Annotated in this window: 18 protein-coding genes and 5 pseudogenes; 12 read left to right on the forward strand and 11 right to left on the reverse strand. The window is 70.4% G+C overall.

Annotation, left to right across the window (positions count from 1 at the left end; genetic code table 11):
- Nucleotides 1-452 (forward strand): annotated as a pseudogene (locus AOK24_RS50525) (glutamine synthetase); the annotation flags it as partial.
- A 75-nt stretch (nt 453-527) separates the two neighbouring features.
- Here the strand turns inward: AOK24_RS50525 and AOK24_RS12270 are convergent.
- The 8 genes and pseudogenes from AOK24_RS12270 to AOK24_RS12300 all read right to left on the reverse strand — a co-directional run bounded on the left by AOK24_RS12270 (nt 528) and on the right by AOK24_RS12300 (nt 7151).
- The gene (locus AOK24_RS12270) at nt 528-1796 is read right to left on the reverse strand and encodes a tyrosine-type recombinase/integrase (RefSeq protein WP_055720094.1); all 1269 of its coding nucleotides are present in this window, start codon (nt 1794-1796) and stop codon (nt 528-530) included.
- Nucleotides 1797-1798: 2 nt separating this feature from the next.
- The gene (locus AOK24_RS12275; RefSeq protein ID WP_055720095.1) at nt 1799-2011 is read right to left on the reverse strand and encodes a hypothetical protein; all 213 of its coding nucleotides are present in this window, start codon (nt 2009-2011) and stop codon (nt 1799-1801) included.
- Between the two features lie 503 nt (nt 2012-2514).
- Nucleotides 2515-2755, reverse strand: a pseudogene (locus AOK24_RS50530) (helix-turn-helix domain-containing protein).
- Between the two features lie 251 nt (nt 2756-3006).
- On the reverse strand, nt 3007-4701 hold the full coding sequence (locus AOK24_RS12280; RefSeq protein WP_240553847.1) for an ATP-binding protein: 1695 nt from the start codon (nt 4699-4701) through the stop codon (nt 3007-3009).
- A 59-nt stretch (nt 4702-4760) separates the two neighbouring features.
- Nucleotides 4761-5306: an HNH endonuclease gene (locus AOK24_RS12285; RefSeq protein WP_240553848.1), complete on the reverse strand. Its 546-nt coding sequence runs from the start codon at nt 5304-5306 to the stop codon at nt 4761-4763.
- A 2-nt stretch (nt 5307-5308) separates the two neighbouring features.
- A complete protein-coding gene (locus AOK24_RS12290) occupies nt 5309-6235 on the reverse strand; it encodes a hypothetical protein (RefSeq protein ID WP_240553849.1) in 927 nt (308 codons plus the stop codon).
- Nucleotides 6232-6741 carry a hypothetical protein gene (locus tag AOK24_RS12295; protein WP_240553850.1) on the reverse strand — a complete coding sequence of 170 codons (510 nt, stop codon included), beginning with the start codon at nt 6739-6741 and terminating at the stop codon, nt 6232-6234. The genes AOK24_RS12290 and AOK24_RS12295 overlap by 4 nt, the downstream gene beginning before the upstream one ends.
- Nucleotides 6738-7151: a hypothetical protein gene (locus AOK24_RS12300; RefSeq protein ID WP_079056780.1), complete on the reverse strand. Its 414-nt coding sequence runs from the start codon at nt 7149-7151 to the stop codon at nt 6738-6740. Before AOK24_RS12300 ends, AOK24_RS12295 begins: the two co-directional genes overlap by 4 nt.
- Nucleotides 7152-7392: 241 nt before the next feature.
- Here AOK24_RS12300 and AOK24_RS12305 point away from each other — a divergent pair, with 241 nt between their 5' ends.
- The 6 genes and pseudogenes from AOK24_RS12305 to AOK24_RS12325 all read left to right on the forward strand — a co-directional run bounded on the left by AOK24_RS12305 (nt 7393) and on the right by AOK24_RS12325 (nt 14331).
- A complete protein-coding gene (locus AOK24_RS12305) occupies nt 7393-8151 on the forward strand; it encodes a GntR family transcriptional regulator (RefSeq protein ID WP_055720099.1) in 759 nt (252 codons plus the stop codon).
- Nucleotides 8148-8711 carry a P-loop nucleotide/nucleoside kinase family protein gene (locus tag AOK24_RS12310; RefSeq protein WP_276206832.1) on the forward strand — a complete coding sequence of 188 codons (564 nt, stop codon included), beginning with the start codon at nt 8148-8150 and terminating at the stop codon, nt 8709-8711. The genes AOK24_RS12305 and AOK24_RS12310 overlap by 4 nt, the downstream gene beginning before the upstream one ends.
- Before the next feature lie 1599 nt (nt 8712-10310).
- Nucleotides 10311-10397 (forward strand): annotated as a pseudogene (locus tag AOK24_RS52710) (glutamine synthetase); the annotation flags it as partial.
- 47 nt (nt 10398-10444) lie between these two features.
- The gene (locus AOK24_RS12315; RefSeq protein WP_055720101.1) at nt 10445-10714 is read left to right on the forward strand and encodes a ribbon-helix-helix domain-containing protein; all 270 of its coding nucleotides are present in this window, start codon (nt 10445-10447) and stop codon (nt 10712-10714) included.
- Nucleotides 10711-11151 (forward strand): type II toxin-antitoxin system VapC family toxin, encoded by a 441-nt coding sequence (locus tag AOK24_RS12320; protein ID WP_055720102.1) that lies wholly within the window; start codon nt 10711-10713, stop codon nt 11149-11151. Before AOK24_RS12315 ends, AOK24_RS12320 begins: the two co-directional genes overlap by 4 nt.
- Before the next feature lie 189 nt (nt 11152-11340).
- Nucleotides 11341-14331 carry a bifunctional [glutamine synthetase] adenylyltransferase/[glutamine synthetase]-adenylyl-L-tyrosine phosphorylase gene (locus tag AOK24_RS12325; RefSeq protein WP_055720103.1) on the forward strand — a complete coding sequence of 997 codons (2991 nt, stop codon included), beginning with the start codon at nt 11341-11343 and terminating at the stop codon, nt 14329-14331.
- Here the strand turns inward: AOK24_RS12325 and AOK24_RS45720 are convergent.
- A pseudogene (locus AOK24_RS45720) lies at nt 14213-15154 on the reverse strand (DMT family transporter); the annotation flags it as partial. The gene AOK24_RS12325 and the pseudogene AOK24_RS45720 overlap by 119 nt on opposite strands.
- A gap of 72 nt (nt 15155-15226) precedes the next feature.
- Here AOK24_RS45720 and AOK24_RS12330 point away from each other — a divergent pair.
- Nucleotides 15227-16144, forward strand: coding sequence for a LysR family transcriptional regulator (locus AOK24_RS12330; RefSeq protein WP_055720104.1), 918 nt, complete (start codon nt 15227-15229; stop codon nt 16142-16144).
- Nucleotides 16145-16601: 457 nt separating this feature from the next.
- Here AOK24_RS12330 and AOK24_RS12335 read toward each other — a convergent pair.
- Both AOK24_RS12335 and AOK24_RS12340 read right to left on the reverse strand, forming a co-directional pair.
- Nucleotides 16602-17403, reverse strand: a pseudogene (locus AOK24_RS12335) (phosphatase PAP2 family protein); the annotation flags it as partial.
- Between the two features lie 120 nt (nt 17404-17523).
- Entirely contained in the window at nt 17524-18561 is a 1038-nt protein-coding gene (locus AOK24_RS12340) for a LacI family DNA-binding transcriptional regulator (RefSeq protein ID WP_055720105.1), read from the reverse strand.
- A 286-nt stretch (nt 18562-18847) separates the two neighbouring features.
- On the opposite strand from AOK24_RS12340, the gene AOK24_RS12345 reads away from it, so the two are divergent.
- From AOK24_RS12345 to AOK24_RS12360, 4 genes are all read left to right on the forward strand, one after another.
- Nucleotides 18848-20116, forward strand: a complete 1269-nt coding sequence (locus AOK24_RS12345) for an extracellular solute-binding protein (protein WP_055720106.1) — start codon at nt 18848-18850, stop codon at nt 20114-20116.
- 110 nt (nt 20117-20226) lie between these two features.
- Complete coding sequence (locus tag AOK24_RS12350) at nt 20227-21234, forward strand: carbohydrate ABC transporter permease (protein WP_055720107.1); 1008 nt, start codon at nt 20227-20229, stop codon at nt 21232-21234.
- A gap of 16 nt (nt 21235-21250) precedes the next feature.
- Nucleotides 21251-22114, forward strand: coding sequence for a sugar ABC transporter permease (locus tag AOK24_RS12355; protein ID WP_055720108.1), 864 nt, complete (start codon nt 21251-21253; stop codon nt 22112-22114).
- A 182-nt stretch (nt 22115-22296) separates the two neighbouring features.
- Nucleotides 22297-23952: a glycoside hydrolase family 13 protein gene (locus AOK24_RS12360; RefSeq protein ID WP_055720109.1), complete on the forward strand. Its 1656-nt coding sequence runs from the start codon at nt 22297-22299 to the stop codon at nt 23950-23952.
- The last annotated feature ends 19 nt before the right edge of the window (nt 23953-23971 follow it).

Genomic DNA, 23971 nt, shown 5'->3' on the forward strand with positions numbered 1-23971 from the left:
CCGCCGGCGCCGGCGGCGAGGCCCCCTCGTACATCTGCTGGGGCCACAACAACCGCTCCGCCCTGGTCCGCGTCCCCATGTACAAGCCCGGCAAGACCGGCTCCGCCCGCATCGAGGTCCGCTCCCTGGACTCCGGCGCGAACCCGTACCTGGCGTACGCCCTGCTCCTCGCGGCCGGCCTGAAGGGCGTAGAGGAGGGCTACGAACTCCCCGCGGGCGCCGAGGACGACGTCTGGGCCCTCTCCGACGCCGAACGCCGCGCCATGGGCATCGAACCCCTCCCCCAGAACCTCGGCGAGGCCCTCTCCCTCATGGAACGCAGCGACCTGGTCGCCGAGACCCTCGGCGAACACGTCTTCGACTTCTTCCTGCGCAACAAGCGCCAGGAGTGGGAGGAGTACCGCAGCGAGGTCACGGCGTTCGAGCTGCGGAAGAACTTGCCGGTGCTGTAAGGGCAGGTCAGGGCGGGTTTCCCGCAGAACACGCGAGTGGGGCCGACGGGTTGTGACCGTCGGCCCCACGTCGTCTCAGTGCCTGTGGGCCGTCTGTGGGCCGTCCGGCGCCGGATCGGTCCCCGCGTACATGCTGTCCACCGCAGTACGGGCACGCGCGTCGCTGTTCGGCATGAGGTGCGTGTACACCCGCAGCGTGAACCCCGGGTCGTTGTGCCCGAGGTAGCGGCTCAGCGCCTTGATGTTCTCACCGGCATTCAGCAACACGGACGCGTAGAAGTGCCTCAGGGCGTGCATCCCGTGTTCGCGCGCGGCCTGGTGACGCTCGCCGGGTTCGGGCTCGGGTATCACGCCGGCCGTGACGAGAGCGGGCTTCCATGCGCGGTCGTTGAAGTCGGTCCGCCGTACGGCGCCCGCGCCATCGAGGCGGGTGAAGAGCAACTGCCGCGTGACCATGCGGCCATCTTTCCTGAGCCACGGCAGGGTCACCGCGACCGGCGGGAACTCCTTCATGTGGGCTTTGAGGGCGTCCGCCACGCGGTCGGGCAGGGGGACGTCACGGAGCTTGTCCCGCTTCGGCGGGCCGAAGACGAGCCCCCCGGACGTCACCTTGACCTGGTTCACGATGTGCAGCCACCCCGACTCGAAGTCGACCTCGTCCACGGGAAGCCCGAAGATCTCCCCCTGTCGCAGACCGCATCCCGCTCCGAGGTCGACTGCCGCGCGGAAGCGCTCCGGCAGTGCCTCCCGGACGCCGAAGACACGCTCAGCCGCCCACGGCACCACGCGGCCGGTTCCGGGGGCAGGAGGGCGTACGGATTGTGCGTGGCACGGGTTCTTCGACAAGTGGCCGTCGTCGACAGCCGCGTTGAGGATCGTCGACACGTTGTTGTAGATCACGCGTCGGTACGACGATGCGGGGACGGCCCGCTCCAACTCGCTGAGCCAGTCCCGGATGTGCTCCGGCTTGAACGAACCGAGTGGCCGCGACCCGATGTAGGGGATCGCGTGGCCGCGAACCGATGACGTGACTGTCTCGCGGGTCGTCAGGTCGGTGGTCTGCGTCTTCAACCACTTCTCGGCGTACTGCCGGAACGTCGTGCGGCTTGCCTTGGGGTCGACGTAGGTGCCGTTCGACATGTCGGCTTCCGTCTCCGAGAGCCACGCATCGGCAAGGCGCTTCTTGCCGTCGGGGAAGCTCTTGGACTTCTCGGTGCCGTCGGGGCCGATGTAGCGGGCACGGTAGCGCAGGCCGATGCCGTAACGGTCGGTGCGGACGCGCACCGGCTTGCCGTCGGCGTTGTCCTCGGTCTTGTACCAGCGGTCTTGGATGTGGCCAGCCATGGTCAGGCGTGTCCCTTCAGGAGGTGGGTGGTGCGGGTTCGGGTGAGCCAGCGTTCGGCGTCGCGGCGTCGGCGGAAGGTCTTCGCGGTGCTGCTGCCGTCGCGGGCGGTGAAGTGCGCGCGGTAGCGGGGCTGTTGGCCGTGGCGGGCGGTGGGGACACGCTCGCTGCCGGGGGCGCCGCGTCGGTACCAGCGGTCTTCCAGGTGGATGGTCATCCGGGCTTCCTTCTCGGGTCGGTCCGCAGGCACGGCCGGGTAGAGGCGGGTGAGGTTCAGGGAGGTTGAGGCAGAGGCTTCGATGGGCGCTGAGGGGGGTGCCTCCCCGTCGGTGCCGCTCCCCCTTTACCCCCGTTACCGCGCAGGTCGGCGGCCTTTACCCGGGGCTCTACCGGGGTAGAGGGCTCCCTCTACCCCGGCGGGTGCCGGACGGGGGCCGGAGAAGCCGAGTCAAGTCCGGCCGGCGGGGGCGGGGTAGGGCCGGGGGGGCTTTACCCCGGGGTCGTGACGGAACCCTGCGCAGCTGTCGCAGGTTGCGTCACGGCCCCTCGGTCGGGCCGGTTGTCTAGCCGGGGAGGCGGGCCGTCCGCCGGGGCCACCGGGGGTTGGGACCGGTTCCCCAGGACGGGGCTGCTAGCCGCTAGACAGCAGGTCAGGACGGGCATGGGCCGCTAGTGGCGGTGCTAGACCTAGCGGGGGCGGGTGCTAGGTCTAGCACCCCGTCAGGCCGCGTCGTCGAGTGCGGTGCGCTGGGTCTCCCACGCCCGTACGGCGGCGGGGTTGAAGCGGAGGTACTTGCCGACGCGGAAGCCGGGGGGGGCCGATGCGTTTGCGGCGCCATGCGTAGACGGTTTCGACGCTCGGGAGGCTGAACATGGTGACCAGGTCTTCGGGGGTGAGGTAGCGGTCCGGGAGTCCGCCCCGCAGGGTCGCGCGGGGGTCGGCGGGTTGGGTGCTGGCCATGGTGGTGGTGACTCCTCGTGTCCGGGGTGCGGTGCGTGGGAGTGGTGCCGGTGCGCGGTCCTAGAGAGTTGGTGTATTGCAGCGTCCGCAGCGTTCCAGCGTCCGCACGCTCGCGTTGGCGCAGGTCGGCGGGGGTGTGGGGTGTGGACGCTGGTGCGGACGCTGCGGGCGCTGGACGGCTGTAGCGTCCGCAGCGGTGACGTGTCCGGGCCGCTAGGTGCGGCCCGGCCCGGAAGGCTGGTCCGGTGACGTCAGTGCAGGTGGTGCGGGGGTTGGCCGCTTCCCGGTGGGGTGGCATCCGGCCACAGAGGCCCCTGTCCGGGTGCGGACGCTGCGGACGCTGGGTCGGGTTCGTCGGGTGCGCGGGAGAGGGTGAGGAGGCGGTGGCGGTGCCGGTCGGCGCTACGCTGCGTGTCGTCGACGGTGATGCCGATGGACCGCAGGAGCGGTGCGAGGCGCTTGACCCTGCCGCTCGCGCGGGTGGCGTCCTTGGGCCAGTTCGGGGGCCGGATCAGCGGGGCGGGGAGTGCATCGAGCAACTGTCCGGCGGTGCCCTGCCAGGTGCCCGCCTGTTCGACCAGGTGGGAGATGGCCATGGCGAACAGGTCGCCTTCCAGGGCGTCGGTGGCGACGTTCGCGGACGCGGCGAGGTAGTCCCCGAGGGTGTTCCAGCCCTGGGTGCGGTCGACGGCCGCCAGCACGCGGGCGAAGTCGGCCATGCGGGGCATGGACTCCAGCCGCACCGAGGGGAGGACCGCGAGGACGCACGCGAGGACGTCGAACAGGGCCCCGAGGACCGCCGGGCGTACCGCGTCGAAGGTGGCGTTCAGTTCCTCTTCGGAGCGGCGCTGTGTGGAGTCGATGAGCTGCATGTCCAGCATCAGCACGCGTTCCGCGAGGTCCCCCGCGAGCGCCCCGGCGTCGATGGTCGTCATCGCGAGGACGCGCTTGAAGGTGAGCACCACCACGTCGTCGTCGGTGTACAGGGCGCGGTCGACGACCCCGTCACCGGTCACGGCCTTGCACAGGGTGTCCGACAGCCATGGCGGGATCGCCGACACGTTGTCCAGACACAACGCCCAGGAGCTGAACGCCTGCCGTGACCACGCCTTCTCGTCACGCGGGGGACTGCGCCGCGCGGCCGGGGACGGGTCGACGACGTTGACGGCCATCTCAGCCGCCTTGGACTTCCCCGTGCCCTGTTCGCCCTTGCAGACCAGCACCGGGTGCGGGATGTCGGGAATCCACGCCGCTACCAGCCACGCCACCAGGTGGCGGAACGTCGGGGTGTCCATGTTCAGCAGCGCGTGCAGCTTCGCGAGTCCGTCGCCGTCAAGGACGGGTTCGGGCATCGGGGCCATGGCGCCGGAACGGCGGAAGAGGACGGGGGAGCGGTCGACGACGTCCCACCCGAGGGGGGTGACGACGACCGCGCGTCCGTCTGCGCTGCCGAGGTCGACGACCACGGCCCCGTCGGGGGCGCGTCCGACCCTCAGGTGGACGGGTTCGGGGTCGTCGTCCTCCGCGACGCCTTCCAGCACGGTCATGGCGTCGGCCAGCGCGGACTGGGAGGCGACTTCGCCGGGGTAGTCGTCGGCGAACTGCCGGGCGAGGCGCTGGCGGACACCGGCCTTGCCCCGCAGCGGCAGCGCGATGTTCGAGCCGCCCCGGGCGACCGCGTAGGGGCGTCCGTCGGGGGACATGACGAACCGGTACTGCTCACGCGCCATGGCCACGATCCGCGCGGCGGCGGGCGGCGGCTTGCCGTCGTCCCCGCCGTGGGAGGGCCGACGCGCGGCCGTACGGGAGCGGCCGTTCACGGGCCGGGCCGACGTGTTCACCGCGTCCGGGCCGGTGTTCACGGAACCGGTGGTGGTGTTCACGGGAGCGTTCACCGGGTCCGGGTCGGCGTTCATGGCGTTCACGGTGCTGTTCAGGGTGTTCACGGGTCGGCTCGATCCGTTCACCGGTCGGGGTGTTCCGTTCACGGGGGTGTTCATCGTGTTCACGCGTGCACCGCCTCTCCGGTCGGGCCCGCGCAGGTGCGTACGGGTCGGGGTGCGCGCAGGCAGTCCGGCCGGGCCGACCGGTGCCGTACACGCTGACCGTGGCAGGTCGATTTACGCCGGTCAGGGGTAGACCGTTCACCGTCTCGATCGGGTGTCCAGCGGGCCGTGAACACCGGCTGATGGGCGTGCGCGATCCGGGCCAGCAACCGCCACACCGCGAGCGTGAACGGCCCCGTGAACGCGTCGTGAGCGGCCGTGAACGAGGGGCCGTCGGCGTGAACAGCCGGGGTGGACGCCGCGCACAGAACGAGCGCGATCGAGAGCGGCAACCGGTCGGCCTTGGCCTGGTTGCAGTCGACGCACGCCAGCATCAGCGAGGTGACCGACCACGACCCCCACAGAGACAGGGGCACGATGTGGTCCAAGGTGGCTTCCTTCAGATCGTTGAACGGGCGGCGGCAGTACGCGCAGTGCTGCCCGTGGCGGCGCGCAAGCTGTTCCTTGCGGCGGCGCCGCCGGGTCGAGTTGAGGTGAACGCGCACGGCTACCACCCCGCCCGCAGCGAACGCGCCCATGTGCCGTCCGGCCCGGCCGGGGGCGTCACCCCGACCGCGTATCCGCCCTCGTTGTCGAGTCGGACGATGAGGGGGGTGGGCTGGCGGGTGTCGGCGCGCATGAGGTCGAAGCAGAAGCGGCGGCGGTGCCAGTCCGGCAGCGCCTGCCGGTACAGCCAGTCCCGGCCCGCCGTGACGCGCGTGACGCCCGGCCGTGACGCCGACACAGGGTCCGTCACGGCCTGCGTGTCCCCGGGTGTGTCCCTCGGTGTGTCCCGGGGTGTGTCCCCTGCACTGACCTGCGTGTCCCTCTCCGTCACGGGGGTCACGGACGCGGGGGTGGTGAACTCCCGGACCATGGCCGCACCGAGACGAATCAGGGTCTCGACCGGAACGGCGGCGGCGCCCTGACGGACCGCACGGGACACCAGCAACGGGGCCCGCCGCATCGTGAGCGCGTCCACCTGGTGATGGCGGTAGGCGTCCGAGAGGTACAGGGCGACCGCCGCTTCCCCCACCGTCATCGGACGGGAGCGGGCGCCCTCGTACCAGAACGACAGAGCCAGCCGGTAGGCGAACCGGCGGCAGTCGGCCACCTCCCAGAACTCCTCCGAGTCCAGCGCGCTGAAGTCGCTGACCAGCTTCACGATCCCGGCGGGGCCCTGTTCGTCCGCCGACACCTTCAGGACCCTGTACAGGGCGTCCGTGCCCGGCACGCTCCCGAGGTACTCGACGTCCGCCCCCGCCTCGAACAGCAGGGCGGCTACCTCTTCCGGCGACAGTCCCATGCCCCCGGCGGGGACCGCGGGGAACTCATCCCCGGCCCGGCGGCGCTCCCGCCGCACCAACGGCACGGCGGGGGCGGCCGGGGCCGTCATACGGGCGTACAGCGCCCCGATCCGACGCGGAGCGGTCATCGGGCGCCACCTCGTACCCAGGACGCCGTGCCACGGCGCGGGGCGTGCACGGGGCACTCCCGCTCGTACGCCGCGTACGGGTCGAAGTCGGGGGAGCGGAACGCGATCCGGCCGCTTCCCCCGCACGGGCACTCACCCTCGGTCCGGGCCTGAGCGTTGCGGCGCAGCGCCGCGCCGGTCATCCCGTCGCCGTAGACGCTGTTCGAGGACTCCTGACCGGCCTTGCGCAGACGCTTCGGGTCGGGGAAACGCGCCGTGTGGCACGCGCGGATCTCCGGCGTCAGCATCCCGGCGAGTTCCAGCAACCGGTAGCCGTAGCGGTACCGCGCACTACGGCGCAGCTCCCTCACGCCCACCCGCTCCACACCCTGGGCGATCCACTCCCGCACCTCATCCCGGGAGTGACTGCCGCGCCCGTTCGGCATGTCCGACGCGTACAGCGCGACGGCCCGCTCCGAACCGGTCAGGTCCGACACGTCGACCTGGTCGAGAGTCACCGGCATCATGCCCACACCCCCGCAACCGCCGCAGACAGCGCGACCGTCAGGTTCTCCACCATGGACGTGAGGTCGTTGACCCGCTCCCGGAGCTCCGACGCGCCGCCGTCCGTCTTGCCGCGCGCCTTGTCGTACGCGGTGAAGCCCAGTTCGTCCGGGGTGGCCCGGTACAGGGCGCACAGCAGCACCCGGTACGTCTCCCCCGGACGGCGGGCGCCGTTCTCCCACTCCGAGATGTAGACCTTCAACGACGGTTCCGACGCGATCCGCCAGTGCCAGGCGTCCGCGAGCAGAACCAGCGCCCGCACCACCTTGTCCTGCGACCAACCCCGCGCCACCCGCACCCGCCCCAACGGCGAGTCAGCCGCCCGCAACTCCGAGGGCTGACGCGGCACGGCGCCCACAACCTGCACAGTCATTTCAGGCATCATGAAGACACCCCTTCGAGGGTCAGGGAGCGGCTATCTGCTTGGCGGTAGGGAGCCGCTCCTTGCTTTTCCTGGCGTTCACCAGGGCTTTTCTCGTTCAGCGCACGCCGGTAAGCGGTGTCCGATCGACTGTTTCCGACCGGCGGGCACATCCCTAAGGTTCCCTAGGGCACCCTAAGGTGTCAAGGGGTACAGTAGGGCTGTCGTCCACTGAGACAAGGGAGCAAGGCAGATGTCGGATCAGGTCGACAATCGAGCGCCGTACGCCCAGATTGCCGCCCACTACACAGAGCTGATCACGTCGGGCGAACTACGGCCGGGCACGCTTCTGCCGAGCATCAAGAACCTCGCGCACGAGTGGAATGTCAGCACCGCGACCGCCGAAAAGGCGCTTCGGAAGCTCCGCACCGAGGGGCTGGTCCGAGGGATTCACGGGATCGGAACAGAGGTGTTGGACCCTCGCACGCCGATGTCTTCGGGGGCTCAGAGGCAGGATCGAGGGCGGCGCAGCGGGTCAAGCTGGGGGTCCGGCGAACGATCCGATTCCCACCAAGCAGCCGTGGTACCCGCCCCCGTGGAGGTGGCGCGCGTACTGGACATCCCGCCGGGTTCGGACGTGATCAGGCGGAGTCGCGTGTACCGCGACCGGCACGGAATCGTCGCACACTCCACATCCTGGATTCCCGTCCGGTACGGGAAGCTGATCCCGGCGTTGGCGAAAAGCGAGCGCCTGACCGGTGGAACATCGCTACAGCTCATCGCTGAGGCCACCGGCCAGCCCATCACGCACCGGATCGACACCGCGTCGGCCCGCCTGCTGACGACTGAGGACGCGCGGCTCCTGGAACTCGACTCCGCGAAGCCGCCGGCGGAACCGGTGGTCGTGATGACGGCAAAGTTCGTCGACAGCGAGAGCAACATCGTTGAGTACGGCGTCGACCTCGGAGGCCCCGGCCGTACGTGGCGTACCGAATCGGAAGTCGCCCAGTGACTGTCCCTGACAACGCCTCAGGGCCGTTCTGCGTACTGATGGTGGGACTTCCCGGCTCAGGCAAGACGACGCTTTCCCGCGCGCTCACTGAGCGCGGATTCGTCCGGCTCTGCCCGGACGAAGAGATGTTCCGTCGGCATGGCGTGTACGGGGTCGACTTCCCCCGGGGGGTCTTTCCGACCCTCGAACGCCCGGTGCTCGAAGAGATCTCCGAGGAACTTCGCGAGCAACTTCGGGCCGGTCGAAACGTGGTGGTCGACCACGGCTTCTGGACGCCGGACGACCGCGCTCATTGGCGGGCGATCTCGACCGGCGCGGGCGCAAGCACGGTGCTCGTCTACCTGGAAGTGAGCCACGAAGAACTCTGGGCCCGCGTGAGCAAGCGCAATGCGCAGCACGCGGCCGATCCGAACTCGATCTACTTCGCGGAAAGCGACCTGATCCGCTATCGAGCCCGGTTCGTGCCTCCCCAGTCGGACGAACCGCACCTTGCGTACAACGGCGACCCTGAGTCGGTACTGAAGGCGTTGGAGAGCGAAGCTCAGCAGGGCAAGGGATAGAAGGTGCGGCTACGCCGCGCGACTCTTGGCAGCGAGCTTCGCTCGCGCGGCGGCAGGGGGTTGTCCGCTGAGGTGTGACGCGGGCTGACAGTTGGGTGTGAGAGGCCGGTGCGCGGGTGTGACGGGCCGCTGTGCGGGAGCGTCACACCCGCGTCTGCCTAGGGGTTTGGGTGTGACGGGCCCGTCACATGTGACGGGGTGTGCGGCGGGCAAGGGGTTGCGTCTCCGGGCGCTCCCACTGTGCTGCCGAACAACAAGAAGAGCACCGGGCCCGGGGACGCGGTGCTCTTCTTGCTGTGTGCGTCCCGGGCGAAGAAGCCACCTCCCCCGGCGGGGGTGGTCTCTTCCTTCACGTCCGGACACCCGCAGCGCCCTCTAGCGTCCGCACCCTTCTCCCCCCCTCTAAGAGTGTCCTGACCTGCGGAAAGAGGCTCTTAGGGAGGGAGAGGGGTGCGGACGCTGCGGACACTGGCGGACGCTACACATTTTGTTTAGCGTCCGCAGAGAAAGTGCAGGTCAGACGGGGTGAGGGAAGCCCGGCGGACGCTGCGGACGCTGTTCTCCCTCAACTCTCTAGTAAGAGAAGGGAAGACGGCTTTTCAGGGCGCTGCGGCGAGTGGGAGTTCCCGGCCGCCCCCGCGCTGCTGAAAAGCCGTGGGAACCCGCTCGGACCGGAAGCGGCCCGACGACGCGCGCCCCCGGCCGTCTGCCCCTTGGAAGGCGTGCAGGANNTCCTGCACGCCTTCCAAGGGGGACGGGGAGTGCGCCCCACCCTGGACTGCCGCCTGCGGGACGTCCGGGTCGGGTGTCAGAACCGGGTGTCAGGGGGTGTCAGGCAGGGTGTCAGAGGGGGTGTCACGCGGGGTGTCAGGGAGCGTGACACCCCGCGTCTGCCTAGGGGTTTGGGTGTCAGGGCCGGTCTGACGGTTCCCTGACTGTCAGAAGGTGTCAGGGCGGGGTGGGCCCACGGATCTACTGGCTACTGGTTAGTGGCTACTGGCAACCCAGAAACGCCCGGTCAGGCCCGCTACTGGCCAGCAGGGCGCCGTTCTACTGGCTACTGGCAACCTTGCCACTAACCAGTAGTCGCCCACGGACCGCGTCGCGTGCCGGGGAAGGCGCCCGAAAGACGTCCGCCCGAAGGGCGGTCCTTCTCGCTCTTCTCTGTCACCGGCCCCTGGCGTAGGTGGCCAGAGGTGGCCGTGCCGCACACCCGCACAGCCGCACACCGCGATCCCCCACGTCACCCGTCGTGTGAAGTGGCCCGCACATCCCGCCGCACAGCACCCGCACACCGACAGTGGGCCACCCCGGCACAGCCACGGCGGGAGGTGTTACGGCAGGTGTTAGGCCCGCTGTTACGGCCGCTGTTAGAGCGGGTAACACCGCGTCTGCCTAGGGGGTTGGGTGTTAGGCCGCGTAACGGTGTTACGGCCGTCAGGCACCGTTACGGCAGGCGGAACAGGGCGGGCCCCGGGCCGTCTGGGGGCCGTCCGAGGGTGACCGACGACGACCAACAACGACCACCAACAACCGCTCCGGTGCAGTTCAGATGGGGGGTGGCAAACTCTGCCCCTGGTCGGCTCATGGGTCCGTCAGTTCCTGCGCAACAAGCGCCAGGAGTGGGAGGAGTACCGCAGCGAGGTCACGGCCTTCGAACTGCGGAAGAACCTGCCGGTGCTGTAGCCGGGAACGGTCATACCTCCGAGGTACACATCCTGTACCTTGGAGGTATGGCCTTGAAGCGGACCAATGTCTACGCCGACGACAGCGACCTGACCCTGATCAAGGACGCCGCCGCCCGCCTCGGCGTATCGGAGGCGGAGCTGATCCGGGAGGGCATCCACCGGATCGCGCTGTCGCGCCGCGTCTGGGACGAGCCGTTCGTCTCCGACGAGGAGACCTTCGACCTCGGCGGGCCCGTCGAGCACGAGGAGGTGCGGGCGGCCGTCGTCGAGGGGTACGGGGCGAAGGAGCGCCGGAGCGGTGGCCGCGCGGCGTGATCGCTGTCGCCGACACCTCCGGAATCCTCGCCCTCTTCAACCGCTCCGACCCCGCGCACCACACGGCCAGGAAAGCCGCCGACCAGTGCGGGTTCCTCGTCGCCAGCCCCCTCGCCCTCACCGAGGTCCACCAGGTCGCCACCAGCCGCGCGGGGCGCGCCGCCGCCGACGGGATCCTCCGCTCGCTCACCGCACGGGTACGTCAGATGCGCCTCGTCCTCGCGCCGCCGACCCCCGAGATCCTCGACGCCGCGCTGGCCGTCCGGGCCCGTTACGGCTCCCTCGACCTCGACCTGGTGGACGCGGTGAACGTCGCGCTCGCCGCCGAGTACGACACCGACGCCGTGCTCACCCGCGATCTACGCGACTTCAGGGCCGTACGCCCCCTCGGCGGCCGGTACACGCACTTCCGGATCCTGCCGGACGACCTCAGCTGAGGCAGGCCGGGGACACGGCCGCCCTGCACGCTGTCGGATGCGGCGTCGCCCGGCTGAGCGGGCTTCCGTGTCGCGCACTGAGACGCGGCCTCCGGACCGGCGTCGGTCTCCCCCCTGAGGGTTAGTCTCGAAGGCGTACGACCTTGATCCCCAAGGAGTACGACCTCGATCAGACGGAGGAGGCCGAGGATGACGGCGCCGGGGCGCAGGAGCAGTACCTTCTCCCGTCTGCTGCGGCACGGGTTCACCGACCCCTCCGCCGCCGAACGCCTCCTGGACGGCGCCGAACTCGCCGGCGTCCGCAACGACCCGGTCCTCCTCGAAGCCCTCGGCGCCACCGCCGACCCCGACCTCGCTCTGCACGGTCTCGTCCGGCTCCTGGAGGCGCAGCCCGGTTCCACGGCCCGCCGCGAACTGCTGGACACGGTGATAGCGGCCAAGCCCCTGCGCGACCGCCTCCTCGGCGTGCTCGGCGCCTCCGCGGCCCTTGCCGACCACCTCGCCCGCCACCCCCGCGACTGGGAGGCCCTGGTCACCTACGAACCCCGGGATCTCCACCCGGGGGTGGAGGAGTTCGAGCGCGGCCTCGCGGAGGCCACCGACCCCGTCTCCCTGCGCGTCGCCTACCGCCGCTGCCTCCTGTCGATCGCCGCCCGGGACGTCTGCGGCACGACCGACATCACCGAGACCGCCGCCGAACTCGCCGACCTCGCGACGGCGACCCTGCGCGCGGCCCTCGCCATCGCCTGCGACGCCGCCCCCGGCGACGCCGCCGCCTGCCGCCTCGCGGTCATCGCGATGGGCAAGTGCGGCGGCCACGAGCTGAACTACGTCTCGGACGTGGACGTCATCTTCGTCGGTGAGGCCGCCGACGGCGCCGACGAGGGCAAGGCCGTCCGATCCGCCACGAAACTCGCCTCGCACATGATGCGGATCTGCTCCGAGACCACCGTCGAGGGCACGATCTGGCCGGTCGACGCGAACCTCCGCCCCGAGGGCCGCAACGGCCCCCTCGTCCGCACCCTCAGCAGCCACCTCGCCTACTACCAACGCTGGGCGAAGACCTGGGAGTTCCAGGCCCTCCTGAAGGCCCGCCCGGTCGCCGGCGACCTCGATCTCGGACGGCAGTACGTCGACGCGCTCGCCCCGATGGTCTGGCAGGCCTCCGAGCGCGACAACTTCGTCACCGACGTCCAGAAGATGCGCCGCCGCGTCGTCGAGAACATCCCCGCCGCCGAGGTCGACCGCGAGCTGAAGCTCGGCCCCGGCGGCCTCAGGGACGTCGAATTCGCCGTGCAGATGCTCCAGTTGGTGCACGGCAGGACGGACGCGTCGCTGCGCAGCGGCACGACGCTGGACGCGCTGCGGGCCCTCGCCGAGGGCGGGTACGTCGGCCGCGCGGACGCCGTACAGCTCGACGAGGCGTACCGCTTCCTGCGTTCCATGGAGCACCGCATCCAGCTCTACCGGCTGCGCCGCACGCACCTCGTGCCCGAAAGCGAGGAGGACCAGCGGCGGTTGGGCCGCTCGCTCGGCATGCGCTCCGAGCCGGTCACCGAGCTGAACCAGGAGTGGAAGCGCCACTCCGGAGTGGTCCGGCGCCTCCACGAGAAGCTGTTCTACCGCCCGTTGCTCGACGCGTTCGCCCAACTCGGCCCCGGCGAATCCCGGTTGAGCCCCGAGGCGGCCCGCGAGCGGATGGTGGCCCTCGGCTACGCCGACCCGGCGGCGGCCCTCAGGCACCTGGAGGCGCTGGCGTCCGGCGTCTCCCGCAAGGCGGCCATCCAACGCACGCTGCTGCCCGTCCTGTTGGGCTGGTTCGCCGACTCCGCCGACCCGGACGCCGGACTCCTCAACTTCCGCAAGGTCTCCGACGCGCTCGGCAAGACCCCTTGGTATCTGCGCCTGTTGAGGGACGAGGGCGCCGCCGCCGAGAACCTCGCCCGCGTCCTGTCCGCCGGGCGCCTCGCCCCCGACCTCCTCCTGCGCGCCCCCGAAGCGGTCGCCCTCCTCGGCGACGGCGACGACCTGGAACCGCGCGGACGCGCCCAGTTGGAGCAGGAGGTGCTGGCCGCCGTCGGCCGCGCCGAGAGCGGCGAGGCCGGGGTGTACGCGGCGCGAGGCGTCCGGCGCCGCGAACTGTTCCGTACGGCCGCCGCCGACATCGTCGACTCCTACGGCACCGAGACCAAGCCCGCCGAGGCCGACCAGGGCGCGCTGGTCGACCGGGTCGGCGCCGCCGTCTCCGACCTCACCGCCGCGACCCTCGCCGGCACCCTGCGCTCGGTCGTCCGGGACGGCTGGGGCGACACCCTGCCGACCAGGTTCGCCGTCATCGGCATGGGCCGCTTCGGCGGGCACGAACTCGGCTACGGCTCCGACGCCGACGTCGTCTTCGTCCACGAACCCCGCGAGGGAGTCGACGAGCGCGAAGCCTCCGAGGCCGCCAACCGGGTCGTCTCCGAGATGCGCCGGCTCCTCCAAGTGCCCAGCGCCGACCCGCCGTTGCTCATCGACGCCGACCTGCGGCCCGAGGGCAAGTCGGGGCCGCTGGTCCGGACGCTCAAGTCGTACGAGGCGTACTACCGCCGCTGGTCGCTGGTCTGGGAGTCGCAGGCCCTGCTGAGGGCCGAACCCGTCGCCGGTGACGAGGAGTTGGGCCGCAGGTTCATCGACCTCATCGACCCGCTGCGCTACCCCGCCGAAGGGCTCGGCGACGACGCCGTGCGCGAGATCCGGCGCCTCAAGGCCCGGATGGAGTCCGAACGCCTGCCGCGCGGCGCCGACCCCAAGCTCCACGCCAAGCTCGGGCCCGGCGGCCTCTCCGACGTCGAATGGACCGTGCAGCTCCTCCAGATGCGGCACGGCTGGGCAGAGCCGGGCCTCAGGACGACCCGCACCCGCGAGGCCCTCGCCGCGGCCTGCGCCGCCGGGCTCCTCGGCACGGAAGAGGCCGAGATCCTCGACGAGGCCTGGGTGCTGGCGTCCCGGGTGCGCAACGCGGTGATGCTGGTACGGGGGCGGGCCGGAGACACGTTCCCCACCGAGGCTAGGGAACTCGCCGCTGTGGGGCGGTACTTGGGGTACGCGGCCGGTCATGTGGGGGACATGCTGGACGCCTACCGGCGAACCACGCGGCGCGCGAGGGGAGTCGTGGAGGAGCTGTTCTACGGCGGGTGAGGGCCACTCCTGCGAGGATCACGGCCATCCCCGCCAACACCCTTGGCGTCAACGGCTCGTCCAGCAGCAGCGCGCCCAACGTCACCGACACCACCGGGAGGAGATAGCCGACGGTCGCCGCACTCGTCGGCCCCTCCTCGGCGATCATCCGGTAGTTGAGGTAGAAGGTCGCGCCTGTCGCCAGCACGCCCAGGGCCAGAAGCGCCAACAGCCCTGTCGCATCGGCCTCCACGGGCCCCGCGAACGGCAGGGCCAGCCCGCTCCACGCGGTCGCCGTGAGGAGCTGGGCCGCCGAGACGGCGAGCGGAGCGTCGTTCGGTATCAGCGTGCGGGCCATATAGGCGAAGGCGGTCGCGTAACTGGCCCCCGCCCCCAGCAGGAACAGCGCGTCCCAGCTCAGCAGGGCCCCGCCCTCCCACGGCGCGAAGACCAGCAGCACCCCGCCGAACCCGAGCACGACCCCCGGCATCCGGCGCTTCTCCGTACTCCCCAGCAGCATCCCGATCACCAGCGACCACAAGGGAGTTGTCGCGTTCATCACCCCCGCCGTCCCCGAGTCCACCGTGCGCTGGCCGAGGCTGAACAACGCGAACGGCAGCGCGTTGCACAGCAGCGCGGCGACCACCAGATGCCCCCACACCCGCCGCGAACGCGGCAGCCGCTGCCCCGCCCGCCACGCCAGCGCCAGCAGCACGGCCGCCCCCAGCGCACACCGCCCGACGGTGATCTGCACCGGCGTGAGCCCGTGCTCCAGCGCGAGCTCGATCCAGAGGAAGGTCGACCCCCACAGCAGAGCCAGGGCCGCCAAACGGAAAGTAGGCATGCCCTCAACGGTCGCCGCCCCGACCTGTCAGGACAAGTGAAACATCCCGCACGCACCCTTAAGCTGGACTGCATGATGGACGTCCGGCGCCTCCAGATCCTCCGCGCGGTCGTGCACAGCGGCTCCGTCACCGCCGCCGCGCGCGCCCTCGACTACACCCCCTCCGCCGTCAGCCAGCAGATCGCCGCGCTGGAGAAGGAGACCGGTACGGCACTGCTGGAGCGGGTCGGCAGAGGCGTACGGCCCACGGCGGCAGGCGTGTTGCTCAGCGAGCACGCCGAACTCGTCGCGAGACAGCTCGACTTGGCGCAGGCGGCGCTCGCCGACCTCCTCGCCGGGCGCACGGGGCGGCTCGCGGTGCGCTACTTCGCGACGGCCGGCGCCCCCCTCGTCGCCCCCGCCGTCGCCGAGGTCCGCCGCGAACACCCCGGCGTACGCGTCGAGTTGAGGCTCGCCGACGTCGCGCACCCCCTCGCCGCCGTCCGCGACGGCCACGCCGACGCCGTTCTCGTCGTGGGGGAGGAGCGGTGCGACGGCGTGCGCGTGACGCCGCTGCTGGACGACCCGTACGTCGTCGTCCTCCCCGCCGGGCACCCGGCGGCCGGGCCGGACACCGTCGACCTGGCCTCCCTCGCCGGGGAACCCTGGGTCGGCAGCGAGTGGCCGGGCCCCTGCCTCGACGCCCAGCTCACCGCCTTCGCGGACGCCGGCTTCCGGCCCGAGTTCGTCGTCGACAGCGAGGACTACACCACGGCCCAGGGCTTCGTCGCGGCCGGCCTCGGCATCGCCCTGATCCCACGCCTGGGCCTCGGCGGGCTACGGGGCGACCTCGCCGTACGCCCCCTGGCGGGGCGGCCGGCGGGCCGACGGATCTACGTGGGCGTACGGGAGGGCGCGGAGACGACACCGGCGCTGCGGACGTTCGTCCAGGCGCTCAGGCGGGCCGCCGAACCTCGCCGGGAACGGGAGCCGACTCCACACTCGCCGTGACCCACCGACCGGGGCTCGGTACAGCTTGCCGAGCCGAGCCGGGTGAGGGGATCACCCGCCTCGGTGCCGGGGCGCCACTGGTACCCGGCCTCAGGGCCCGGCTGGATTCCCGGGCTCCGGCCGCGATTCCGCCGCCTAGCCCAGGGCGTGGCCGGGCCTCAGAGGCGGGCCGCCGCCGGCCCTTCGTCCCGTGCCTCGGCCGGGCTCTCGGCCTCGGCCGGGATGGCGGCCGGTGCCGCAGTCGCGCTCTCGCCGCCGACCGCAGCCGAGCCGTTGCTCCGAGCTCTGCCCCTGCTCGCAGCCGTACCGCTGCCCAGGGCCTCGGTCCCCGGCGCCATCGCGGACACTGTTCCGGTCGCCTCGTCGGACGTCTCGCGAGCCCCGGAGCCCGCCGGGGACCTCCCCCGGAGCCTCGTCGCGGCGGCCTTCAGGATGTCCCACGCCGGAGCGCCCGCCGCGACCGTCTGGGGCAGGCGGTACGGGGACGCCCCGTACACCGCCCATGCCACGAAGAACCCGAAGGCCAGGCAGAGGATGCCGCCCACCGCGTCCAGCCAGAAGTGGTTGGCCGTCGAGACGATCACGATCAGGGTGGCCGTCGGGTAGAGGAGCCCGAGGATGCGCGCCCACGGCAGCCGGGCCAGGAAGAAGATCGTCAGGCCGCACCAGAGGGACCACCCGATGTGCATGGACGGCATCGCGGCGTACTGGTTGGACATGTTCTTCAGGTCGCCGGAGGCCATCGAACCCCAGGTCTCGTGCACGACGACCGTGTCGATGAAATCGCCGCCGTTCATGAGGCGGGGCGGGGCGAGGGGGTACAGGTAGTACCCCACGAGAGCTACGGCGGTGGTCGCGAAGAGGACGAGCCGCGTGGCCGCGTACCGGCCGGGATGGCTGCGGTAGAGCCAGACCAGCACCCCGAGCGTGACGACGAAGTGCAGTGTCGCGTAGTAGTAGTTCATGCCCACGATCAGCCAAGTCACCGAGTTCACGGCGTGGTTGACCGACTCCTCGACGGCGATGCCGAGGTGGTGCTCCATCCGCCAGATCCAGTCGGCGTTGCGCAGCGCCTGCGACTTCTGCTCCGGGACCGCGTTGCGGATCAGCGAGTACGTCCAGTAACTCACCGCGATCAGCAGGATCTCGAACCAGAGGCGAGGCCGCCGGGGGCTTCGCACGCGTCGGGACTTGGCCGTGACGGATGCTGGAACGGCCGGCTCCCGGCCTTCCGAAGATGTCACGGTTACGTCACCCATAGACATAAAGTCTGCCAGAAAAGCGCTGTCCCCCGATCATCCCCTGGGCTGGTCGGACCCGCACGTTCTACGGCGCGTGTACGGGGTCGGCCTCCCCCTCAGGTACGAGCCGGGGACACCTCAGGTACGAGTCGCACGGTCCCCCGGTACCGACGCGGTGGAGCCGCGTACGACGAGTTCCGGCATGAACACGAACTCGCTGTGCGGCGCGGGGGTGCCGCCGATCTCCTCCAGGAGTGTACGCACCGCGGCCTGCCCCATCGCCGGGACCGGTTTGCGGATCGTGGTGAGCGGCGGATCGGTGAACGCGATCAGCACGGAGTCGTCGAACCCGACCACGGAGACGTCCCCGGGGACGGTCAGACCGAGCTGCCGGGCGGCCCGGATCGCGCCGAGCGCCATCATGTCGCTGGCGCACACCACGGCCGTACACGACCGCTCGATGAGCGCGGTCGCCGCCGCCTGTCCGCCCTCCAGCGTGTACAGGGAGTGCTGGACGAGGTCGGTCTCGACGGTCTGCGCGGGTAGTCCCAAGGTCTCATGCATGGCCCGCACGAACCCCTCGATCTTCCGCTGCACCGGCACGAACCGCTTGGGCCCGAGCGCGAGCCCGATCCGGGTGTGCCCCAGCGAGGTGAGGTGGCTGACGGCGAGGCTCATCGCGGCCCGGTCGTCCGGCGAGATGAACGGCGCCTGCACCTTGGGCGAGAACCCGTCCACGAGCACGAACGGCACGCCCTGCGCCCGGAGTTGCTCGTAGCGCTGCATGTCGGCGGTGGTGTCCGCGTGCAGCCCCGAGACGTAGATGATCCCGGCGACGCCCCGGTCGACGAGCATCTCCGTCAGCTCGTCCTCGGTGGAGCCGCCCGGCGTCTGCGTCGCGAGGACGGGGGTGTACCCCTGGCGGGTGAGGGCCTGCCCGATGACCTGGGCCAGCGCCGGGAAGATCGGGTTCTCCAGCTCGGGGGTGATCAGGCCGACCAGGCCCGCGCTGCGCTGCCGCAGCCGTACCGGCCGCTCGTAGCCGAGGACGTCGAGCGCGGCGAGCACGGATTCGCGGGTGGTGGCGGCGACGCCCGGCTTCCCGTTCAGGACCCGGCTGACCGTCGCTTCGCTCACCCCCGCCTGCGCGGCGATGTCGGCCAGCCGTGTGGTCACAGGGGTGGACTGTACCGGGCGGCCCGGAGGGCGCCCGCGTCCCGGCTGCTGTGTCATCGCGTCCCCTCGGGAAAGTGTCAGCAAGAGCTTGCAGAGTCTTACATACGCCAGAAGGGCCCATCCAACCCCTGGAAACAACGGTCTCACAGAGATCCGCCCCAGGTCACGCGCGGATAACGTCGACAGTTTCTTGCATTTTTTTGCTGCAAGACCTTTCGTAACGCTTGCAGCCTTGTTACGTTCCCTGACGCCCGGCAGGCACGGGCTTCGACCCAAGGAGAGACTCATGCGGCGTGGCATAGCGGCCACCGCGCTGGTGGCGTCCGTCGCCCTGACGGCGACGGCGTGCGGCGGGGACGACAGCGGCAGCGACAATTCGGGGCCGACCACCATCACCTGGTGGGACACCTCCAACGCCACGAACGAGGCGCCCACCTACCAGGCGCTGATCAAGGAGTTCGAGGCCGCGAACAAGGACGTCAAGGTCAAGTACGTCAACGTCCCCTTCGACCAGGCGCAGAACAAGTTCGACACCGCGGCCGGCGCCTCCGGCGCCCCGGACGTCCTGCGCTCCGAGGTCGGCTGGACCCCCGCGTTCGCCAAGAAGGGCTACTTCCTGCCCCTCGACGGCACCGAAGCCCTCGCGGACCAGGCCAAGTTCAAGCCCAACCTGATCGAACAGGCCAAGTACGACGGCAAGACGTACGGCGTGCCGCTGGTCACCGACACCCTCGCGCTCGTCTACAACAAGTCCCTCTTCGCCAAGGCCGGCGTCGCCGCCCCCAAGACCTGGGACGAGCTGAAGACCGCCGCCGCGACGATCAAGGACAAGACCGGCGTGGACGGCTACTGGGGCTCCACCCAGGCCTACTACGCCCAGTCCTTCCTGTACGGCGAGGGCACCGACACCGTCGACGCCTCCGCCAAGAAGATCACCGTCGACTCGGCGCCCGCCAAGAAGGCGTACGGCACCTGGCTCTCCCTCTTCGACGGCAAGGGCCTGCACAAGGCCGACACCACCGCCGACGCCTACGCCCACATCCAGGACGCGTTCGTCAACGGCAAGGTCGCCGCGATCATCCAGGGCCCGTGGGAGATCACCAACTTCTACAAGGGGACGGCCTTCAAGGACAAGGCCAACCTCGGCATCGCCACCGTCCCGGCGGGCTCCAGCGGCAAGGCGGGCGCCCCGACCGGCGGCCACAACCTGTCCGTGTACGCGGGCTCCGACAAGTCGCACCAGAGCGCCGCGCTGAAGTTCGTCAACTTCATGACGTCCGCCACGTCCCAGGCCACGATCGCGCTCAAGAACTCGACGCTGCCGACGCGCGACGACGCGTACACCGCCGAGGTCAAGGCCGACCCGGGCATCGCCGGCTACCAGACGGTCCTCTCCGCCGCCCAGCCCCGGCCCGCGCTCCCCGAGTACAGCTCCCTGTGGGGCCCCCTCGACACCGAACTGCCCAAGATCGCGGGCGGCAAGGAGTCCCTCGACTCGGGACTGTCCACCGCCGAGACCGCCATCGCCAAGCTGGTCCCCGACTTCAGCAAGTGAGCCCCGCGTGGCCGCCGGATTCCCGCGAGAAGCGGGGGAGGGATCCGGCGGCCACCGGTCTGCCGTAACTCTTTGGTCGTAGTACCCCTGAACCGTCAGAAGGTGTCGCAATGACAGTCGCCATCGACCGAGCCACCGGCCGCAAGAGGCCCGGCGAACGGGAGCCGCGGCCCGGGCTGGGCAGGCGTCTGAAACGGAGCTACGACCGGTACTGGTACGCGTACGCCATGATCGCCCCCGTCGCGATCGTCCTCGGCGTCCTCGTCGTCTACCCCCTGGTCTACGGCTTCTACCTCACCCTCACCGACGCCAACAGCCTCAACACCGCGCGCACGATCGGCGTCAACCACATCGACGCCACCTACCAGTTCATCGGCTTCGACAACTACGCCGACATCCTCTGGGGCGACACCGCCTACGACCGCTTCTGGTCCCACTTCATCTGGACGATCGTCTGGACGGCCCTGTGCGTCGCCCTGCACTACACGATCGGCCTCGCCCTCGCGCTGCTCCTCAACCAGGAGCGCCGCGGACGCACCCTGTACCGCCTCCTGCTCGTCCTGCCCTGGGCGGTCCCGACGTTCGTCACCGTCTTCGGCTGGCGCTTCATGCTCGCGGACAGCGGCATCATCAACACCGCCCTGGAAGCACTCCACTTGCCGCAACCGCAGTGGCTGGAGGACACCTTCTGGCAGCGGTTCGCCGCCATCATGGTCAACACCTGGTGCGGCGTCCCGTTCATGATGATCTCCCTCCTCGGCGGCCTCCAGTCCATCGACAGCTCCCTCTACGAGGCCGCCGAGATGGACGGTGCGAGCCCCTGGCAGCGCTTCCGGTACGTCACCCTGCCCGGGCTGCGCTCGGTGAGCTCCACCGTCGTACTCCTCGGCATCATCTGGACGTTCAACCAGTTCGCCGTCATCTTCCTGCTGTTCGGCAACACCGCGCCCGACGCGCAGATCCTCGTCACCTGGGCCTACTACCTCGGCTTCGGACAACAGCCGCGCGACTTCGCCCAGTCGGCCGCGTACGGCATCCTCCTGCTCGGCATCCTCGTCGTGTTCACCTCGTTCTACCGGCGCTGGCTGAACCGCAACGACCCGCAAGTCGCGCTCTAGCGAAGGGAGTTACTCCGTGACCACCGCTGCAAGCACCCCCGTCCGGCAGCGCGGCCGAAGCGGCCCGCTGGCCTCCCTCGCCTCGCACGGCATCCTGATCGTGGCGAGCCTGATCGCCCTCTTCCCGGTCGCCTGGCTGGTGTTCCTGTCCCTCGGCCCCGACAAGGACGACTACCTCCACCCCGGCGCCATCTGGTCGAAGATGTCCTTCGACAACTACAGCTTCGTCCTCCAGCACACCAGTTTCTTCGACTGGTTGAAGAGTTCGCTGATCGTCTCCCTGGGCACGACCTTCCTGGGCGTCTTCGTCGCCGCCACCACCGGGTACGCCGTCTCCCGCATGCGCTTCCCCGGCTACCGCAAGTTCATGTGGCTGCTGCTGCTCACCCAGATGTTCCCGGTCGCCGTCCTCATGGTGCCGATGTACCAGATCCTCGCCGACCTCCAGCTCATCGACAGCTACCTCGGCCTGATCCTCGTCTACTGCACGACCGCAGTCCCGTACTCCGCCTGGCTGTTGAAGGGCTACTTCGACACCATCCCCTTCGAGATCGACGAGGCGGGACGCGTCGACGGGCTCAGCCCCTTCGGCACCTTCGCGCGGCTGATCCTGCCACTCGCCCGGCCAGGACTGGCGGTTGCCGCCTTCTACAGCTTCATCACCGCGTTCGGCGAGGTCGCCTTCGCGACGACGTTCATGCTCGACGACAAGAAGTACACCCTCGCCGTCGGCCTCCAGAGCTTCGTCAGCGAACACGACGCCCAGCGCAACCTGATGGCCGCCACCGCCGTCCTCATCGCGATCCCGGTCTCGGCGTTCTTCTATCTCGTCCAGAAGAACCTGGTCACCGGTCTCACAGCGGGCGGTACAAAGGGCTGATCCTCAGCGACAAAACCCGCTGATTTCCCGAAACTCCCGCTCGTGGCCCGCCGGTTGTTGATACCCATGGTCACGAGCGGGGAGGCGGCCGTGGCGTCCATCCGACCCCGCTGACACCACGGCCGCCCCTTGAACCATCCGTACGACGACCCCTCCGCCCGATCGACCAGCACAAGGACGCCATGAGCCAGCAGCACTCCGCAGCCGACCAGGCCCAGGTCACCGCCACCGTCGAGGCGAGCCGCCCCGACTGGTGGCGCGAGGCCGTGATCTACCAGGTCTATCCGCGCAGCTTCGCCGACGGCAACGGCGACGGCATGGGCGACCTGGCCGGCGTGCGCGCCCGACTCCCGTACCTGCGCGAGCTGGGCGTGGACGCCGTGTGGCTCAGCCCCTTCTACGCCTCCCCGCAGGCCGACGCCGGCTACGACGTCGCCGACTACCGCGCCGTCGACCCCATGTTCGGCACGCTCCTCGACGCCGACGCGCTGATCCGCGACGCGCACGGACTCGACCTCAGGGTCATCGTCGACCTCGTCCCCAACCACTCCTCCGACCAGCACGAGTGGTTCAAGCGGGCCGTCGAGGAGGGCCCCGGCTCGCCGCTGCGGGAGCGCTACCACTTCCGGCCCGGCCAGGGCGCTGACGGTGAACTCCCGCCCAACGACTGGGAGTCCATCTTCGGCGGGCCCGCCTGGACCCGGCTCCCGGACGGCGAGTGGTACCTCCACCTCTTCGCGCCCGAGCAGCCCGACTTCAACTGGGAACACCCCGCCGTCGGCGACGAGTTCCGCTCCATCCTGCGCTTCTGGCTCGACATGGGCGTCGACGGCTTCCGCATCGACGTCGCCCACGGCATGGTCAAGGCCGCCGGACTCCCCGACATCGGCGGCAGCGATCAGGTCAAGCTCCTGGGCAACGATGTCATGCCGTTCTTCGACCAGGACGGCGTTCACGACATCTACCGGGCCTGGCGCAAGGTCCTCGACGAGTACGCGGGGGAGCGCATCTTCGTCGCCGAGGCGTGGACCCCGACCGTCGAGCGCACGGCCAACTACGTCCGTCCCGACGAACTCCACCAGGCGTTCAACTTCCAGTACCTGGCCACCGATTGGGACGCCGCGAAGCTCCGCGAGGTCATCGACCTCACCCTGGAGTCGATGCGCCCCGTCGGCGCCCCGGCGACCTGGGTCCTCTCCAACCACGACGTCACCCGCCACGCCACCCGCTTCGCCAACGCGCCCGGCCTCGGCACCCAGATCCGCCTCGCCGGGGACCGCGAACTCGGCCTGCGCCGCGCGCGTGCGGCCACGCTCCTCATGCTGGCCCTCCCCGGCTCCGCCTACATTTACCAGGGCGAGGAGCTGGGCCTCCCGGACGTCGTCGACCTGCCCGACGAGGTCCGCCAGGACCCCGCCTACTTCCGGGGCGCCGGCCAGGACGGGTTCCGCGACGGCTGCCGGGTGCCGATCCCGTGGGACCGGGAGGGCGAGTCGTACGGCTTCGGCGCGGGCGGCAGCTGGCTTCCGCAGCCCGCGAGTTGGGGCCCGCTGAGCGTCGAGGCGCAGACCGGCGTGGCCGGGTCGACGCTGGAGCTGTACCGGTCGGCGCTGGCCGTCCGGCACGAGCACGCCGACCTCGGGGCGGGGGAGTCCGTCGAGTGGCTGCCGTCGCCGGAGGGCGTACTCGCCTTCCGGCGGGGGGAGTTCGTGGCGTTCGCCAACACCACCGGGGAGGCGGTGAGCGTCCCCGAGTACGGGCACGTCCTGCTCGCCAGCGGGGAGTTCGACGGGGTGAGCGTCCCGGCGGACACGACCGTGTGGTTCACGGCGAGCTGAGGGTACGCCGATGGCCCGG

This window comes from Streptomyces niveiscabiei (genome assembly GCF_001419795.1).
GTDB classification, from domain to species: Bacteria; Actinomycetota; Actinomycetes; order Streptomycetales; family Streptomycetaceae; genus Streptomyces; species Streptomyces niveiscabiei.

What these genes read in the sequence shown, in the direction of transcription:
- AOK24_RS12290 (WP_240553849.1), bottom strand. Translation starts at nt 6,235, where the DNA reads ATGACCGCTCCGCGTCGGATCGGGGCGCTGTACGCCCGTATGACGGCC.
- AOK24_RS12300 (WP_079056780.1), bottom strand. Translation starts at nt 7,151, where the DNA reads ATGACTGTGCAGGTTGTGGGCGCCGTGCCGCGTCAGCCCTCGGAGTTG.
- AOK24_RS12315 (WP_055720101.1), top strand. Translation starts at nt 10,445, where the DNA reads ATGGCCTTGAAGCGGACCAATGTCTACGCCGACGACAGCGACCTGACC.
- AOK24_RS12325 (WP_055720103.1), top strand. Translation starts at nt 11,341, where the DNA reads ATGACGGCGCCGGGGCGCAGGAGCAGTACCTTCTCCCGTCTGCTGCGG.
- AOK24_RS12350 (WP_055720107.1), top strand. Translation starts at nt 20,227, where the DNA reads ATGACAGTCGCCATCGACCGAGCCACCGGCCGCAAGAGGCCCGGCGAA.
- AOK24_RS12270 (WP_055720094.1), bottom strand. Translation starts at nt 1,796, where the DNA reads ATGGCTGGCCACATCCAAGACCGCTGGTACAAGACCGAGGACAACGCC.
- AOK24_RS12330 (WP_055720104.1), top strand. Translation starts at nt 15,227, where the DNA reads ATGATGGACGTCCGGCGCCTCCAGATCCTCCGCGCGGTCGTGCACAGC.
- AOK24_RS12345 (WP_055720106.1), top strand. Translation starts at nt 18,848, where the DNA reads ATGCGGCGTGGCATAGCGGCCACCGCGCTGGTGGCGTCCGTCGCCCTG.
- AOK24_RS12360 (WP_055720109.1), top strand. Translation starts at nt 22,297, where the DNA reads ATGAGCCAGCAGCACTCCGCAGCCGACCAGGCCCAGGTCACCGCCACC.
- AOK24_RS12295 (WP_240553850.1), bottom strand. Translation starts at nt 6,741, where the DNA reads ATGATGCCGGTGACTCTCGACCAGGTCGACGTGTCGGACCTGACCGGT.
- AOK24_RS12305 (WP_055720099.1), top strand. Translation starts at nt 7,393, where the DNA reads ATGTCGGATCAGGTCGACAATCGAGCGCCGTACGCCCAGATTGCCGCC.
- AOK24_RS12275 (WP_055720095.1), bottom strand. Translation starts at nt 2,011, where the DNA reads ATGACCATCCACCTGGAAGACCGCTGGTACCGACGCGGCGCCCCCGGC.